Consider the following 16,340-nt stretch of genomic DNA (forward strand, 5'->3'; position numbering starts at 1 on the left):
CGAGCAGAACCTCAATGTGCTCAGCGATCCTCAGTTTGCCGCTCAGCTCAGCGATCCTCAGGTTCAGATGCAGACCGGACTTACTCCCGAAAGCCATCAGGAATTGCTGTCGAAGTATCAGCATGCCAAGGCGTTCCTCGACTACTTCATGATTGACAATGAAGCAGCTCCTGCCGCTCAACCGATTGAAGAACAACCCGAAAACTAATTAGCGATATGGAAAATACTAAAGAAAACGTTAAAGTGATGAATCCGGCTGATTCTAAAATCCCGGAAGGTCCTATCGCTGAGAAATGGACCAACTACAAGGCTCATCAAAAACTCGTGAACCCCGCCAACAAGCGTCGCCTCGACATCATCGTCGTAGGTACCGGTCTTGCCGGAGCTTCGGCTGCCTCTTCGCTTGCCGAAATGGGATTCAACGTATTGAATTTCTGCATTCAGGATTCGCCCCGTCGCGCTCACTCAATTGCAGCGCAGGGTGGTATAAACGCAGCAAAGAACTATCAGAACGACGGTGACTCGGTGTATCGTCTATTCTATGATACAGTAAAAGGTGGTGACTACCGTGCACGCGAGGCCAACGTTTATCGTCTTGCCGAGGTGTCAAACAACATCATCGACCAGTGTGTGGCTCAGGGCGTACCTTTCGCTCGTGAATACGGCGGCTTGCTTGCCAACCGTTCATTCGGCGGTGCCCAGGTATCACGTACATTCTATGCCAAGGGCCAGACAGGTCAGCAGCTCCTTCTCGGTGCCTACTCTTCGCTTAACCGCCAGATTCAACTCGGCAAGGTGAAGAGCTACAACCGTTACGAGATGCACGACGTGGTTATGATCGACGGCCGTGCCCGCGGTATTATCGCCAAGAATCTTGTGACAGGTAGGTTTGAGCGTTTTGCCGCTCACGCAGTGGTTATCGCCACCGGCGGTTACGGTAACGCTTACTTCCTTTCGACCAACGCAATGGGATGTAACTGTAGCGCGGCTATGGCATGCTACCGTAAGGGCGCATACTTCGCAAACCCCGCCTACGTTCAGATTCACCCCACCTGTATTCCCGTACACGGCGACAAGCAGTCAAAGCTGACCCTCATGTCGGAGTCGCTTCGTAACGACGGCCGTATCTGGGTGCCCAAGAAGCTTGAGGATGCTCAGAAGCTTCAGGCAGGTGAGATTCGCGGTTCGCAGATTCCCGAAGAGGATCGCGACTACTATCTCGAGCGCCGCTACCCGGCATTCGGTAACCTCGTACCCCGTGACGTTGCATCGCGTGCCGCCAAGGAACGCTGCGACAAGGGCTTCGGTGTCAACAACACCGGTCTTGCCGTGTTCCTCGACTTCAGCGACGCCATCAACCGTCTTGGCAAGGATGCAGTGGCACAGCGCTACGGCAACCTCTTCGACATGTATGAGGAGATCACCGATGTATCGCCTTACGACGAACCGATGATGATATTCCCCGCCATCCATTATACAATGGGTGGTATCTGGGTTGACTATGAGTTGCAGACTTCGTTGAAGGGCTTGTTTGCCATCGGCGAGTGTAACTTCTCGGATCACGGTGCCAACCGTCTTGGTGCTTCGGCTCTTATGCAGGGTCTTGCCGACGGTTATTTCGTGCTTCCCTACACAATCCAGAACTATCTGTCGGATCAGATCACAGTTCCCCGCTTCTCTACCGACACCAAGGAATTTGACGAAGCCGAGGCCAAGTGTATCGCCGCTCAGGAGAAGCTTCTCAAGACCAACGGAAAGCGCTCGGTCGACTCTATCCACAAGGAACTCGGACACGTTATGTGGGAGTATGTCGGAATGGCACGTAACGAAGAGGGCTTGAAGATTGCTCTTCAGCGCCTGAAAGAGATACGTAAGGAATTTGAAACCAACCTTTATGTGCCCGGCACTGCCGAAGGCATGAATGTTGAGCTCGACAAGGCATTCCGCCTGAACGACTTCATCACCATGGGTGAGCTCATCGCTTATGACGCTCTTAACCGTAACGAAAGCTGCGGCGGTCACTTCCGTGAAGAGTATCAGACTGAAGAGGGTGAGGCCAAGCGTGACGACGCCAACTACTTCTACGTTTCATGCTGGGATTACCAGGGAAGCGACGAAAAGGCGCCCGAACTCATCAAGGAGCCCCTGCACTATGAGGCTATCAAGGTTCAGACACGTAACTATAAGTCATAAAATTTCACACAACATTAGAAAGTAAACTCAAATGGCAAATATAACTGTTAATCTTAAGATTTGGCGTCAAGCCGGGCCAAAGGCTAAGGGTGAATTCAAGACTTATACAGTCGAGACCGATACCGACACCTCTTTCCTTGAAACTCTTGACATCCTCAACGAGCAGCTCGTTGAGAATCATGAAGAGCCCGTAGTCTTCGACCACGACTGCCGCGAGGGTATCTGCGGTATGTGCTCACTTTATATCAACGGACATCCCCACGGACCCGCTACCGGAGCTACAACATGCCAGCTCTATATGCGCCGCTTCCACGATGGTGAAACAATCACCGTAGAACCCTGGCGTTCGGCTGCATTCCCCGTTATAAAGGACCTCATGGTCGACCGTAATGCATTTGACAAGATTCAGCAGGCCGGAGGTTATGTATCGTTCAACTGTGGCGGCGCTCAGGATGCCAACAGCCTTCCCATCGCCAAGACTGCAGCTGACGCTGCTATGGACTCGGCTACCTGTATAGGTTGCGGTGCCTGTGTGGCTGCTTGTAAGAACGGTTCGGCAATGCTCTTCGTTTCGGCTAAGGTAAGCCAGTTTGCTCTTCTTCCCCAGGGTCAGGTTGAGCGTGCCCGTCGCGCTCGTGCAATGGTTAAGAAGATGGATGAGCTTGGATTCGGTAACTGTACCAACACCGGTGCTTGTGCTGCTGAATGTCCCAAGTGCATCTCACTGAGCAACATCGCTCGTCTTAACCGCGAGTTCATCAAGGCTAAGATCAAGGAATAATAAATTCCTTATCCAATACTTAAAAAGGATTCAATTCCCTCATTGGGGATTGAATCCTTTTCTTTTAGAGGTGTATGCGGTTCATGATCGGTTCCCGCAAGCGAGGATATAAATAGAACAGGGGATGCCTTTACGGGCATCCCCTGCTTATTTTAATCAAGATTGTCGATGCAAATTATTTTGCAAGATAGGCTTTAACCTGAGCGAGAACTGCAGGAGCGGTGAAGCCGAACTTCTCATCAAGTACCTTGTAGGGTGCCGATGCTCCGAAGTGGTCAAGACCGAATACTTCGCCGTTGCGACCTACTACGCCGCGAAGGGTAGAGGGAAGACCCGCGGTAAGACCGAATACCTTGCCGTTGGCGGGAATAACGCTGTCGCGGTAATCCTGAGGCTGTACTTCAAACAGACCGATTGATGGAACTGACACAACGCGTGCAGTTACGCCTTCAGCGCCGAGAAGCTTGGCAACCTCTACGAGAAGTGATACTTCTGAACCGTTGGCAACGAGGGTTACATCGGGGTTGGCTGCGTCTACTACCACATAACCGCCCTTTTCAGCACCGAGTGCTTCGTTGTAGCGGTCGCCGCTTGCTGCGGGCAGGTCGGGGATGTCCTGACGGCTGAGGATGAGGGCGGTAGGAGTCTTGGTGTTCTCCATCGCCATCTTCCAGCAAACCGATGTTTCAGCAGCGTCACCGGGACGGAGAACGAGCATGCTGGGTTCGCCCTTGAAGTTGCGGAGCTCTTCCATGAGGCGTATCTGAGCTTCCTGCTCAACGGGTTCGTGAGTCGGGCCGTCCTCGCCTACGCGGAATGCGTCGTGTGTCCAGATGTACTTAACGGGAAGTTCCATAAGGGCTGCCATACGCACTGCGGGCTTCATGTAGTCGGAGAATACGAAGAATGTACCGCAAGCTGCGATGCAACCTCCGTGGAGTGCTATACCGTTCATGATGGCGGCCATTGTAAGCTCGGCAACACCTGCCTGAAGGAATGCGCCGCTGAAGTCGCCGTGAGTGAGGGCGTGGGTGTTCTTGAGGAATCCGTCGGTCTTGTCAGAGTTGGCAAGGTCGGCTGAAGCTACAATCATGTTGCCAACCTTCTTTGCAAGCTCGCCGAGTACATCGGCCGATGCCTGACGGGTTGCGATGTTGGGCTTGTGGGCGATAGCCTTCCAGTCGATTTCGGGAAGCTTGCCTGCGATGTAGCTGTCAAGAAGAGCAGCCTGCTCGGGATTGGCTGCACGCCAAGCCTTCTCCTCTTCGTGACGGAGCTTCACTGTTGCGCGAAGCACTTCGGCACGGTCGGCATAGAGCTTCTTGGTGTCTTCCCAGATGTGCCAGGGATCCTTGGGATCGGCTCCGAGGTGTTCCATGGTCTTTTCGTAGGATGCACCTGACTTGCTCAAGGGGTTACCGTGGGTTGAGCACTTGCCTTCGTAAGACTCGCCTTCGGCGGTGACTGCGCCGCGACCCATAACGGTCTTGCCTATGATGATTGTAGGACGGTGCTTCTCCTCGATGGCGGTTTCGAGAGCTCCTGCCATTGCAAGGGGATCGGTACCGTCAACTTCGATTACGTTCCAGTTCCAAGCGCGATACTTGGCAGCGGTGTCTTCGGCAGTAACGGCCTTAACCTCGGTAGAGAGCTGGATGTCGTTGCTGTCGTAGAACATGATGAGGTTGTTCAGTCCGAGATATCCTGCAAGACGGCCTGCGCCCTGTGAAATCTCTTCCTGTATACCACCGTCGGAGATGAATGCGTAAGTCTTATGGGCAATCCAGTCGCCGAAACGAGCCTGGAGGAAGCGCTCGGCAATTGCGCTACCCACTGCCATTACATGACCTTGTCCGAGGGGACCTGAGGTGTTTTCAACGCCACGTTCGGGGTGAACTTCGGGGTGACCGGGAGTTACGCTTCCCCACTGGCGGAATTCCTTAAGCTCGTCAACGGTGTACTTGCCGGTAAGGGCGAGCACTGCATATAGCATTGATGACATGTGACCGGGATCGAGGAAGAAGCGGTCACGTGCAATCCAGGTGGGATTGTCAGGATCGGTTACTAAGAAAGAAGAGTAGAGCACGTTGACAAAGTCGGCACCGCCCATAGCACCTCCGGGATGGCCTGACTTGGCCTTTTCCACCATTGAAGCTGCAAGGACACGGATATTGTCGGCTGCGCGATTTAAAACGTTTTTGTCCATAAGGTTAATTAAGTTTAGGTTGTTATATTAGGATTAATAATGTTTATTTACATTACACGAGTTCCTCTTTAAGTTCGTCCTCAAGGTCGACGGGAATGTCGGTGTTGACATTCTTGCATCCTACGAGGCCGTAGATGAGAAGATAGCCGAGGCATGCCACGATGAGCCAGTAGCTTGTCATGTAACCGGCTTCCTTGGCTATGAATTGCTGAACGAGAGGTAATACGCCGCCGCCTACAACCATCATCATGAAGATGCCCGATGCCTGAGCGGTGTATTTGCCAAGGCCTTCGACTGCAAGGTTGAAGATGCCGCCCCACATTACCGATGTGCAGAGTCCGCACAATACGAGGAGATAGGCGCTTACGGGTACCGAGGCTATTTCGCCGGCAGGGCCGCTGTAGATGAATGAGGGCACGCTTACGGTGATGCTCTTGGGGAGGCATATAGCGGCGATGACGAGGCATATACCTACTGCCGACACGGTGATGAGCTGAATGCGGGTCGATATCTTGCCGCTGATGGCACCGCTGAGGCTTCGGCCTACGAGCATGAGCAGCCAGTAGATTGCTACAATGGCTCCGGCGATTGTCGATGCGTCACCTATCACGCCTGCTCCCGATGCCTTCTGGTCGGCAAGGTAGAAGTTGAGGGTGCCGGGGATGCCGATTTCGATACCTACGTAGATGAATATACCGATTACACCAAGCACGGTGTGACGGAAGTTCCAGGGGCTGTGGCTGTATTTTACTTTCTTGGCGCCCGACTTGGCAAGGTTGGGTTCGGGTATGCTTACGAATGAGATTACGATGAATGCTGCAACGAATACGCCGATTGCGATGAACAACAGGGGTGCAACGGCCTGCATTGTGGTTGACTTGGAGAGCTGGCCGATGAGTGCGCCTACGAAGAGGGGAGTAAGAGTTCCCGAGAGTGAGTTGAGCGCACCGCCTGTCTGAAGAAGCTGGTTGCCCTTGTTGCCGCCGCCACCGAGAAGGTTGAGCATGGGGTTTACGACTGTGTTGAGCATGCACACGCAGAAACCGCAGATGAATGCTCCGAGCAGATATACGAAGAAGTTCAAGCGAACTACAAATTCCTTTGTTACCATTTGTCCGCCTTCATCGATGCTTGATGTCATCGAGAAGAGGGAGGTGTCGGTACCGATCACTCCTGAAAGATATTGAACGAAAAGACCGATTACGCCCACTGCCATGGCCCACAGTGCGGTCTTTTTATAACCGATTTTTACGAGAAGGTTTCCTGCCGGGATACCCATGAAGAGGTAGGCGAGGAAGTTCATCATGTTGCCCATCATTCCGAGCACGCTGTTACCTTCAAATTCATTTCCCCATATAGTGCCGATTGGGGCCGCAAGATTTGTGACGAAAGATATCATTGCAAATATGAAGAACATTGCAATGATTGCGATTAATCGTCCGTTCGATTTAGATTGAGTTGTTTCCATTGTTTGTTATGAACAGTTGGTTATTTGATGATTAATTTAAGATATTAGTATAATCGCGTAAATTTAACTAAAAAATTTCAGCCGACATTGCAATGATGCTATAAAACATAATGCAAATCGGCTGAATTACTAATATTCTCTCTCTCCAAATATTGTTGTTCCTATTCTGACCATGTTGCTGCCGCATTCTACGGCAATTTCATAGTCGTGGCTCATGCCCATGCTTATGATGTTGAAGTCATTGTCGTCGGCGAAATATTTCACTTTTAGCGCGTCGAAAGCCGATTTTATAGCCATGAAATCCTGTCGTATTCTGTTCTCGTCGTCGACATTAGAGGCCATGCCCATGACGCCTCTTATCTTTACCATGTTGAGTCGATCGAGCAACCCGGTGCCGAGCAGCTCGTTGATTTCATCGAGTGTGAATCCGAATTTGGTTTCTTCCAAGGCCACGTGAAGCTGAAGGAGCACATCAACCTGACGGTATGTGTCGCATGCAGCATTGTTGATCTTAATGAGCAGTCGCTCCGAGTCGACACTGTGAATCATCTTCACGTAGGGCACTACGGTTGACACTTTGTTGGTCTGCAGATGGCCTATGAAGTGCCACTCTATGTCATCGGGCAGTGAACGTGCTTTTTCTACCAGTTCATTGGCACGACTTTCGCCGAATACTCGGTGACCACCTTCGTAAGCCTCCATTATGGCTTCCTTGGGGTGGAATTTTGACACCGCTACCAGCTCCACGTTTCCGGGGAGATTGGCTTTGATGTCGTGTATGCGTTGCGCTATGTCGTTCATGGCGAGCCGAGGAGTGATTTGTTATGCTTCAGCAGGTGAGGTAGATGACAGCTTGGCCTTGTAAACATCCATTATAGTGGTTTCGGCGATGGAGGCTATCTCGAAGTCGGCCATTGTGCCTTTCATGCCTTCCATGAAGTTGTCGAGTGCGCCTTTGAAGTCGGTTGCGGCTACGAGTATGTGGGATGTGGTTTTCTTTTCTACCGCGCTTTTCTCATCGATGGTGATGAAGTTTACCTTTACGTGATACCACTTGTCGGCTGAGTCGTCCCAGAATATTTCCGATATGTTGGTGCGCTTTACAGCCGATACTGAAAAGTCGCCTGAAATGAACGGGGTTACCTCCTCGATTATGCGTGCTTCGGCTTCGGTAAAGCTTAGAGCGTCAACCATGTAAGGCTCGTTGACCTTCTTTTGCATACCGTTTTCCATCAATTTATCGTAGCGCACTTTACATTCAAACCATTGTGCCATTTTTTTCTGTTCAGTTTAATTGTTAAATGAAATTATAATTGTAATACAAAGTTACGAAAAAAAGTCAATCACACTATAGCGTCAATTCTTAATGAACCATAATATTTCCGCTCAATCAATGCCCGCTTGAAGGTAACTTTTCAATCGTGTGCGATATATCAGTCGATAAGTGCGTTTTAGCTCATTCGACAGGAATGATGCATCGATTAACCGATCTATATCGGGATACTCGCGACAGAAGCGCGTTAACTCCTTTTTGACGATTTTCTCACCCAACCCCATTGTCAGCCCGAACTCATAGAACGCCGCCCCGGTAGGTATGGTTGGATTCTCTTTAGATGAGAACAGGCCTTTGTCGAGGGCAAATATCGTGTCATCGGGGATGTGTATCAGCGTGTTGATTAAGTCATATGCCGGAGATAGAGTATTGCTTCCATCGGGGCGTCTTATGATTGAAAAGTTTTTCAAATGAGCGTCACCGTTTGCAAACAAGAAGTTGAACAACATCAAGTCAAAGAACTTTACAAGTTCTATTTTTGCCGCAGGCAGATACTTTTTAATCAAAGTGGCTATGTCTTCATAACTTCGAGTGTCATATTTATAATTTTTACCGTTTGTGTCCTCCGACACTCCGGCAAGCGACGCAAAGTCCTCTTGCTGTATCTTATTGCCGTCGTTGTCAACATCATATCGTCGCGTTATATAGGCCATCTCGTCGTTTTCAAAAAGGCAGATTGCGTTGGGCGCCGTGTCGATTCCATATACTTGTTCTGCAATTTGCATGGTGAGATGCTCATTGGCAGGCCCGAATTCTGGGTGGAGGTAGTCGGTGAGTCGAGGCTTGAGTATGTATCGCCCTTGCTCACCTTCTTGTGTCAAAGTGAACTTATCATCGTGAATTGTAAAGGAGTACTTTGGCTGTGCCCCTGATAACGACATTCTTTTTCTGTTTGAATTGAATTTAGTTATTACTTCATTTGATGCGAGAGAAGTATAGGGGAGCACGTGGCTTACCGGAAGTCCTGATGTGAGCCTTTTCAACGCTGTCGGAGAATAGGTTGAATAACCCGGAATGAGAAGTGAGGGGCAGTGATCTATTTCCATCATTTAATGGGTTTTATGGTAATGGCTCCCGGAGTGTCGTATTGTGCAGTTGCCAACAATAGTCCGAAATTATCGTTTTCGTCAATTTTAAGGAATCGGGACTGAACGCGGCGATTGCTTCCTTCCGATAACATGTTGGAGAAGAACGGAAACAGGTGAGTGGAACGATACTCTTGTTGAGTAAGCGGAAGTGTCAGGCTTACCGGTGGATTTGAACGGTTTTGATAGTATGTGTTATCATACTGGAATATGTAATCATTGCGATTATTTTCAACGATTACTCCGGCTAATACATTGTTTATATATACGTTTGCCCTTCTCATTATTGATTCATAGTTTTAATGGTTATTTTTATTTCAAGGCCGAGGGTGTCAAGTACTTTTAGCAGGACTTTCAAAGTCGGGTTTCCCTCGTCACGTTCTATTTTCGTCAAGGTGTTTATGCCTACTTCTGCAATATCGGCAAGCTGCTCTTGGGTTATGTTGAGCATTTTGCGGCGTTGTTTTATTCGTTCTCCTATGGATTCCATTTTCACAATATATTGTGGTTTTTGCAAATATACGAAAAAATATTTTATAAATAGAGCAAAAATCACAACATATCGTGATTTTTGTTGTCGGCCTTTCCGCGAGATAAAAAATAAGCCCCGGCATAGCCGGGGCTTATGATAAGTTCGTTGTCTGACGGAAACAAAGCTACTCCCACTCGATTGTGGCCGGTGGCTTGGAGGAGATGTCGTAGCAAACTCGGTTTACGCCTTTCACCTTGTTGATGATGTCGTTGCTCACTTTCGCCATGAAGTCGTAAGGCAGGTGGGCCCAGTCGGCGGTCATGGCATCGGTTGAGGTGACTGCGCGAAGTGCTACTGCGCGTTCATAGGTGCGCTCGTCACCCATTACGCCTACGCTCTGCACGGGAAGCAGTATCACTCCGGCTTGCCATACTTTGTCATAAAGGTCCCAGTCACGAAGTCCCTGGATGAATATGTCGTCGGCATCTTGAAGTATGCGCACCTTTTCGGGAGTTATGTCACCGAGTATGCGCACTGCAAGGCCGGGGCCGGGGAAGGGATGACGCTTGATGAGATGCTCCGGCATTCCGAGTTCGCGTCCTACGGCGCGTACTTCGTCCTTGAACAGGAGGCGAAGCGGTTCGCAAAGCTTGAGGTTCATCTTTTCGGGTAGTCCGCCCACATTGTGGTGGCTCTTGATGGTGGTTCCTGTGATGGATAGCGACTCGATGCAGTCGGGATAGATGGTTCCCTGGGCAAGCCACTTTACATCCTTTATCTTGTGGGCCTCTTCGTCAAATACATCGATGAAGCCTTTTCCTATGATTTTGCGTTTGCGCTCGGGCTCGGTAACGCCTGCAAGTTCGCTGAAGAATTTCTTGCTTGCGTCAACTCCTATGACATTCAGTCCAAGACATTCGTAGTCGTGAAGCACATTCTTGAATTCGTTTTTGCGCAACATTCCGTGATCGACAAATATGCAGGTGAGATTTTTGCCGATGGCCTTGTTGAGCAACACAGCCGCTACCGATGAGTCGACACCGCCGCTAAGTCCCAGCACAACCTTGTCGTCGCCGAGCTGCTTTTTGAGTTCGGCCACAGTGCTTTCGATGAATGATGCCGCGCTCCAGTCCTGACGGCTGCCACATATATCGACTACGAAGTTCTTGAGCAGCTGGGTTCCGTCCTCGGTGTGATATACTTCGGGGTGGAACTGTACTCCCCATAGCTTCTCGCCTTCAGCCTGATAGGCTGCAACGGCTACTTTGTCGGTCGATGCTATGATTTTGAAATTGTCGGGGATGGCGGTAATCGTGTCGCCATGGCTCATCCACACCTGTGAGTTGGCACGTAGTCCGTGGAGCAGGGGATTCTCGTGATCAAACTTTTCAAGGTGGGCGCGGCCGTATTCACGAGTGCCGGCAGGCTCTACCTTTCCGCCGTTGGTATAGGACATGAATTGAGCGCCGTAGCAGATGCCCAAAATAGGATATTTGCCGCGGATGTTGCTCAGGTCGACCTTGAAGGCTTTTTCGTCATAAACGGAGAACGGGCTACCCGAAAGAATGACGCCTATTACCGACGGATCGTCATGCGGAAACTTGTTGTAGGGCACAATTTCGCAATAGGTGTTGAGTTCGCGCACTCGACGGCCTATTAACTGTGTCGTCTGACTGCCGAAGTCAAGAATGATGATTTTCTCTTGCATAGTCCAAATGTGATGGATTGATGAAAATTACTTTGTGCAAATTTACAAAATAAAAATGATATATGCCGACATAGGCTTGACCGAAATCAGCGGCTTCCGAGAACAAGGCATACAAGTCCCACAAGAAGTACCGACAGATCGATCAGTTTCATCTTTACATTCTTTTCGTGGAGAGCCATGACTCCGTAGAGGAATGACACGATGACGCTGCCTCGGCGTATCATTGAAATCACCGATATCATTGAGCCGTCGATCGACAGTGAGTAGAAGTAGGCGATGTCGGCTATGGTGAGGAAGAGTGATATGCACGGAATGGTCCACCGCCACTGGAACTTGGTGTGATTCTTGGTGGTGCGCAGCATTATGGCTATCGTTATGCCCATTATTATGAACTGGTAGAACGAATACCATGCCTGCACTTCCAGCGGCTCGTAATGTTTCAGCAGATATTTGTCGTAGAGTGCGCTCACCGCTCCCATGAAAGTGGCTCCGAGGCTCATCCACAACCAGCGGCTGTGCTTGAGCGAGAATCCCTCCTTGCTTCCTATGCGGCTGATGAAGTAGAGCGACCAGAAACCAAGTGCGATACCTATCCACTGCAGGAGATTGAGCCGTTCGCTGAATATTAAGAGTGCGCCCACGAGCACAATCACCGGTCGTGACGCATTGATGGGGCCTGCTATCGTGAGCGGAAGGTGCTTGATGCCGTAGTAGCCCAACAGCCACGAGGTGAGCACGATAAATGCCTTGACCAAGATGTAGAGGTGACCCGTGATGTTGCCGCCGAGCCCTATGTCACCGTCAACGAGTCCGCTTACGATGATGGGCGCCATCAGCAACGAGCTGAAGAGCGTGTTCAGGAAAAGTACGATGAGTACATTGTTTGCGTTGAGCGACAGCTTCTTGAACACATCATAGACGCCGAGGCACAACGCCGATACTATGGCAAGTACTATCCACATGGTCTTATTTCAGTGATTCTAATTGCTTGGGGTCGCCTACGAGCCACAGTATGTCGCCGGGATTGAACAGGTTGTTGCCTGTAGGGTGGTCGTAGGTACCGTCGGAGTGCTGTATTGCAACCAGCAGCGCCTTGTATTTGTCGCGAATCTGCGAAGTGGCCGATGTCTTGCCTATAAGCGGTGATGTTTCCGACAGCAGGATGTTGGTCAGCTTTATGTTGTCGGCGCGGTTTTCGTTTTCGCCGCCGGTTTCGTTACCTTGCTCGATAATCGGGAGCAGAGCCTGTATCTGTTCATCGGTACCGATTATTCCGAGGATGTCGCCGGGGAATATTCGCATTGTTCCGTTGGGCACCGCTATGAATGAGCTGCCACGCTGTATGCTGGCCACGTTCACGCCATATCGCTGTCGAAGATTTGAATCAATAAGTCGGTCGCCGACAAACGGACATCCGTAACCCACTTCGATGTAGGCGAGGTGCATGTCGCTTACAAGATTGTTGTTGCGTCCGCTGCGGCGCAGCTCACGCTCGTTGAGGTTGTTGAAGAATGTCGATTCAATGCGACGCATGTGCTTGCGCAGTCGTCCCGACAGTGCTATGAGCATCAGCATGAATATCAGGAATCCTACTATCCAACCCACTCGCATTGAGTGAATTGCGCTCAGGGTGTAGATGATGAAACCGAGCGACAGCAGCATGCGGAACAGTGACATGACGATGAGCGGGACGTCAAATCGCGCATTGGCGGCTATGAGTCGTTCACGCTCGGTCTTGCGTGATGCCGGCATGGCCAAGGCGAGCAGGAAGGGTGACATGCATGAAAGTGCTACGATGTCGGCTATAAGTCGGCTCCATGACGGAATGATGGTTTCAAGCCATGGAAGCAGATATCTGAGCGTGATCAATATTATTGCGATGATGACGCTTGAGTACAGCAGTATGCGCCATAAGTAGCGTTTCAGCACCGTTTTCCAGAGCACTCGTGTTTCACATTCCGATGTCGCGTTGGTGGTGTAGCGGTTGATGAGGAAATGCAGTTTTCGTGGCAGATGCTTCTCCACGAAGTTGTAGGCCGGGTCGGCCAAACGGATGAAGTAGGGGGTGGTGAAGGTGGTTATCACCGATACGGCCACCACGATAGGGTAGATTATCGGGTTCAGGACACCGAGTGACATACCGAGCGATGCGATGATGAATGCAAATTCACCGATTTGGGTCAGGGAGAAGCCCGACTCCATGGCTATGCGCAACGGTTGTCCGGTGATGAGCATTCCGAATGTGCCGAAAACTATCATGCCTACGATTACGACACACGACAGTATGAGTATGGGTGAGATGTACTCTTCGATTACATGCAGGTCGACCATCATTCCCACCGAGATGAAGAATACGGCACCAAACAGGTCCTTGACCGGTGTTATCACCTGCTCGATACGCTCGGCATAGCTTATTCCGGCTATTATCGAGCCCATGACAAATGCTCCGAGAGCGAGTGAAAATCCGCAATAGACCGAGAACACCGCCATGCCGAAGCACAATCCCAGCGACACCACGAGGAGCGTTTCGTTGTTGAGGTAACGGCGTATTGCGTTGAGCAAAGTAGGAAGCAGGTAGACTCCAACCAAAAACCAGATGACGAGGAAGAACACCAGTTTGCTGACGCTGAACAGCATCTCTCCACCTTCGACACTGTTGTTCACTGCAATCGACGACAGAATCACCATCATGAGGACGGCAAAGAGGTCTTCGACAATGAGGACGGCAAATACAAGTGACGCAAACTTTTTCTGCCGCAGATTCAGGTCGGTGAATGCCTTTATGATGATCGTTGTCGATGACATGGAGAGCATTCCTCCCAGAAACAGGCTGTTCATGTTGGAGAAGTTAAGCACGTGACCTATTCCGAATCCGGCCGCCATCATGCCTATCACGATTATCAACGCCGTCACTACGGCCGATCCTCCGGTGTTGAGCAGCTTCTTGAAGCTGAATTCGAGTCCGAGCGAAAAGAGCAGCACCACGATTCCAAGCTGGGCCCAGAACTCGATGTTGCTTTCGGTGGTCACCGACGGGAGATATTCAAAGTGAGGGCTGGCGAGAAATCCTGCGACGATGTAGCCGAGCACGACAGGCTGTTTCAGCCATTTGAACAGCACGGTCACTACTGCGCCCAGTATGAGGATGAATGCAAGGTCGGATATGAGCGTTTCCAGTTGTATGTCCGACATTATTTCAGGATTTTCGGCCGTTGTATCAGTTGCCGTAGATACAAGTGCCGAAATGAGGTTGAATATCATTGTCAGTGATGATGTTGTGATGGGTTGTTATGGCGTTATATGCTCATTTGGTTGGCCAACGATATGGCTATCGTAGGCTTTACCTGACGCAAATCCTTGAATAGCATCATGTAGTTGGTGCTCTCCTTCATGAGCACGACAAGATTCAGTCGGGTTATCGGCTCCATGTAGTCATACTCCACATATACGTTGCTCAGGTGTACGTGATGACGATTCAGCACTTCGCGATAGCCGTCGATGTCCTCGGCTATGACCGACAGTTTGATGCGTATGATGCGTGACTCCACGCCTGCACTTATGCGGTGTTCCCAACGCTCCACCACGACCAGCACTACGAGTATGAGTCCGGTGGCTATGATGGCTATCGTGTACATGCCCACGCCTACGGCCATGCCTATGGCTGCAATCATCCATATTCCGGCCGCCGTGGTGAGTCCGCGCACCGAGCCTTTCATCTGTATGATGGCTCCGGCACCGAGGAAACCTATACCTGTCACCACCTGAGCCGCGATTCGGCCCGGGTCGCCGTTTTTCAGCCCCATGTACTCCTGCGGAACGTAGATCGACAGGAGCATTGCCAATGTGGCGCCCATCGATATGAGTGCGAATGTGCGCACTCCCGCTATCTGGCCTTTGCGTTTGCGCTCAAAGCCCACGCAGCATCCGAGCATGAGGCTAAGACACAGCTTGAAAATCGACGACACGACATTGACCTCGATTGAGTTGACGGAGTCGTATATGGTTGTGAACAGGTTGATAAGTGTCGACATCGGGGTCTATTTGCGCAAAGTGAAGCGGCGTGATATAAGTCGGAAATTGTCAGCGAACAGTTCAACGGTGTAGTCGCCCGGGGTGAGGGTGGTGTTCACATCCCAGTAGATGCGTAATCCGCCAATCTCTTCACCGGCATATTCGATGGTCTTGCGTGCGGTGCATTGCAGCGATGCGCCTTCAAAGTTGAATGTGCCGCCTGCTCCGAGAAGAGCACCTTCGGGGTTGGTTATGCGCAGGTAGATTGTCTTTTCGCCTACGGGTGTTGAGTTGTTCTGGGGTATGGTGAATGTCACTTCAAGCTGCTTGGCCTTGGTAACGTTCTTTTCAATCTTTCCGTTCTTCTTTAGCGCATTTAGCGTGACGCCGGTTACATTCAGCTTCTCGGCGAGAGTCATGCGCTCCGACAGAATCTCGTTGCGCTTCGATTCTGTTGCCACGCGGTTGCTCAGCTGTTGGTTGCGTTGCTTTATTTCGGCGTTCTCGGCACGCAGTCCTGCATTTTCTTTTCCGAGCGAGTCGATTTGCGCTACATAGTGACGCAGGATGTTTTTAAGCGTACCTATTTCGTCCTGCAGTTTCTTTATGTGCTGTGCGCTTTTCTTCTTCTCGGAGTTTAGCTCCTGAAGCAGCTTTTCCACTTTGCTTTTGGCAGCGGCATATTTTGTCACGAGCGAGTCGTTGGCGAGCAGCTGTGACTGGTTTTCATATTGTTGGAACTCTACATTGAGAGCCTGATATTCGTTGGCGAGCTGTAGCTGTTCATTGGTCAGCTGTAGCTGCTCGTTGGCAAGCGCAGCCTCTTCAGCCTTGTCGTTGATTGATTTTGTCGTCAGGATGAAAGCGGCAATAATTATCACCAGTAGCGTGGCTAAGGCGAGTATACCCCATCGGAGGTATTTGGGATTCTTCATTTTATCATTCATGATGCGTGCAAAATTTGTGCAAATTTACGAAATATCCCTTATAGAAGAGCCTCTTCGGCGGTAAAAATTGAAAGTCCCGTCAACAACTTGGTCGACGGGACTTCCTTTATTAAAAAATTGTTATGACTATCTTGTT

Annotated in this window: 14 protein-coding genes; 2 read left to right on the forward strand and 12 right to left on the reverse strand. The window is 50.4% G+C overall.

Annotated features, from left to right (window positions below; all coding sequences use genetic code 11):
• The first annotated feature begins 246 nt into the window (after positions 1-246).
• Both E5354_RS06055 and E5354_RS06060 read left to right on the forward strand, forming a co-directional pair.
• Positions 247-2,193 carry a fumarate reductase/succinate dehydrogenase flavoprotein subunit gene (locus tag E5354_RS06055; RefSeq protein WP_135946853.1) on the forward strand — a complete coding sequence of 649 codons (1,947 nt, stop codon included), beginning with the start codon at positions 247-249 and terminating at the stop codon, positions 2,191-2,193.
• 31 nt (positions 2,194-2,224) lie between these two features.
• On the forward strand, positions 2,225-2,974 hold the full coding sequence (locus tag E5354_RS06060; protein WP_135946792.1) for a succinate dehydrogenase/fumarate reductase iron-sulfur subunit: 750 nt from the start codon (positions 2,225-2,227) through the stop codon (positions 2,972-2,974).
• 175 nt (positions 2,975-3,149) lie between these two features.
• On the opposite strand, the gene E5354_RS06065 is transcribed toward E5354_RS06060, so the two are convergent.
• From E5354_RS06065 to E5354_RS06120, 12 genes are all read right to left on the reverse strand, one after another.
• On the reverse strand, positions 3,150-5,180 hold the full coding sequence (locus tag E5354_RS06065; protein WP_123395682.1) for a transketolase family protein: 2,031 nt from the start codon (positions 5,178-5,180) through the stop codon (positions 3,150-3,152).
• Positions 5,181-5,232: 52 nt separating this feature from the next.
• A complete protein-coding gene (locus E5354_RS06070; protein WP_123395683.1) occupies positions 5,233-6,648 on the reverse strand; it encodes an MFS transporter in 1,416 nt (471 codons plus the stop codon).
• Positions 6,649-6,777: 129 nt separating this feature from the next.
• The gene (locus E5354_RS06075; RefSeq protein ID WP_135946793.1) at positions 6,778-7,449 is read right to left on the reverse strand and encodes a YggS family pyridoxal phosphate-dependent enzyme; all 672 of its coding nucleotides are present in this window, start codon (positions 7,447-7,449) and stop codon (positions 6,778-6,780) included.
• A 21-nt stretch (positions 7,450-7,470) separates the two neighbouring features.
• Positions 7,471-7,923 carry a DUF4494 domain-containing protein gene (locus E5354_RS06080; RefSeq protein ID WP_123395685.1) on the reverse strand — a complete coding sequence of 151 codons (453 nt, stop codon included), beginning with the start codon at positions 7,921-7,923 and terminating at the stop codon, positions 7,471-7,473.
• Between the two features lie 111 nt (positions 7,924-8,034).
• The gene (locus E5354_RS06085) at positions 8,035-9,030 is read right to left on the reverse strand and encodes a type II toxin-antitoxin system HipA family toxin (protein WP_135946794.1); all 996 of its coding nucleotides are present in this window, start codon (positions 9,028-9,030) and stop codon (positions 8,035-8,037) included.
• Positions 9,027-9,353: a HipA N-terminal domain-containing protein gene (locus E5354_RS06090; protein WP_369698993.1), complete on the reverse strand. Its 327-nt coding sequence runs from the start codon at positions 9,351-9,353 to the stop codon at positions 9,027-9,029. Before E5354_RS06090 ends, E5354_RS06085 begins: the two co-directional genes overlap by 4 nt.
• The gene (locus tag E5354_RS06095; RefSeq protein WP_123395688.1) at positions 9,350-9,556 is read right to left on the reverse strand and encodes a helix-turn-helix domain-containing protein; all 207 of its coding nucleotides are present in this window, start codon (positions 9,554-9,556) and stop codon (positions 9,350-9,352) included. Before E5354_RS06095 ends, E5354_RS06090 begins: the two co-directional genes overlap by 4 nt.
• 166 nt (positions 9,557-9,722) lie before the next feature.
• Positions 9,723-11,246, reverse strand: a complete 1,524-nt coding sequence (gene guaA, locus E5354_RS06100; protein WP_123395689.1) for a glutamine-hydrolyzing GMP synthase — start codon at positions 11,244-11,246, stop codon at positions 9,723-9,725.
• A gap of 86 nt (positions 11,247-11,332) precedes the next feature.
• Positions 11,333-12,208: a DMT family transporter gene (locus tag E5354_RS06105; RefSeq protein WP_123395690.1), complete on the reverse strand. Its 876-nt coding sequence runs from the start codon at positions 12,206-12,208 to the stop codon at positions 11,333-11,335.
• A 4-nt stretch (positions 12,209-12,212) separates the two neighbouring features.
• Positions 12,213-14,507, reverse strand: a complete 2,295-nt coding sequence (locus tag E5354_RS06110; protein ID WP_246863751.1) for a cation:proton antiporter — start codon at positions 14,505-14,507, stop codon at positions 12,213-12,215.
• Between the two features lie 35 nt (positions 14,508-14,542).
• Entirely contained in the window at positions 14,543-15,277 is a 735-nt protein-coding gene (locus E5354_RS06115) for an MgtC/SapB family protein (RefSeq protein ID WP_123395691.1), read from the reverse strand.
• A 6-nt stretch (positions 15,278-15,283) separates the two neighbouring features.
• The gene (locus E5354_RS06120; protein ID WP_123395692.1) at positions 15,284-16,204 is read right to left on the reverse strand and encodes a hypothetical protein; all 921 of its coding nucleotides are present in this window, start codon (positions 16,202-16,204) and stop codon (positions 15,284-15,286) included.
• Positions 16,205-16,340: the final 136 nt, after the last annotated feature.

It is taken from the genome of Muribaculum sp. NM65_B17 (assembly GCF_004793735.1).
Taxonomy (GTDB): domain Bacteria; phylum Bacteroidota; class Bacteroidia; order Bacteroidales; family Muribaculaceae; genus Muribaculum; species Muribaculum gordoncarteri.

Coding starts and splice junctions, on each gene's coding strand:
- E5354_RS06055 (WP_135946853.1), top strand. CDS start 247: ATGAATCCGGCTGATTCTAAAATCCCGGAAGGTCCTATCGCTGAGAAA.
- E5354_RS06060 (WP_135946792.1), top strand. CDS start 2,225: ATGGCAAATATAACTGTTAATCTTAAGATTTGGCGTCAAGCCGGGCCA.
- E5354_RS06065 (WP_123395682.1), bottom strand. CDS start 5,180: ATGGACAAAAACGTTTTAAATCGCGCAGCCGACAATATCCGTGTCCTT.
- E5354_RS06070 (WP_123395683.1), bottom strand. CDS start 6,648: ATGGAAACAACTCAATCTAAATCGAACGGACGATTAATCGCAATCATT.
- E5354_RS06075 (WP_135946793.1), bottom strand. CDS start 7,449: ATGAACGACATAGCGCAACGCATACACGACATCAAAGCCAATCTCCCC.
- E5354_RS06080 (WP_123395685.1), bottom strand. CDS start 7,923: ATGGCACAATGGTTTGAATGTAAAGTGCGCTACGATAAATTGATGGAA.
- E5354_RS06085 (WP_135946794.1), bottom strand. CDS start 9,030: ATGATGGAAATAGATCACTGCCCCTCACTTCTCATTCCGGGTTATTCA.
- E5354_RS06095 (WP_123395688.1), bottom strand. CDS start 9,556: ATGGAATCCATAGGAGAACGAATAAAACAACGCCGCAAAATGCTCAAC.
- guaA (WP_123395689.1), bottom strand. CDS start 11,246: ATGCAAGAGAAAATCATCATTCTTGACTTCGGCAGTCAGACGACACAG.
- E5354_RS06105 (WP_123395690.1), bottom strand. CDS start 12,208: ATGTGGATAGTACTTGCCATAGTATCGGCGTTGTGCCTCGGCGTCTAT.
- E5354_RS06110 (WP_246863751.1), bottom strand. CDS start 14,507: ATGATATTCAACCTCATTTCGGCACTTGTATCTACGGCAACTGATACA.
- E5354_RS06115 (WP_123395691.1), bottom strand. CDS start 15,277: ATGTCGACACTTATCAACCTGTTCACAACCATATACGACTCCGTCAAC.
- E5354_RS06120 (WP_123395692.1), bottom strand. CDS start 16,204: ATGAATGATAAAATGAAGAATCCCAAATACCTCCGATGGGGTATACTC.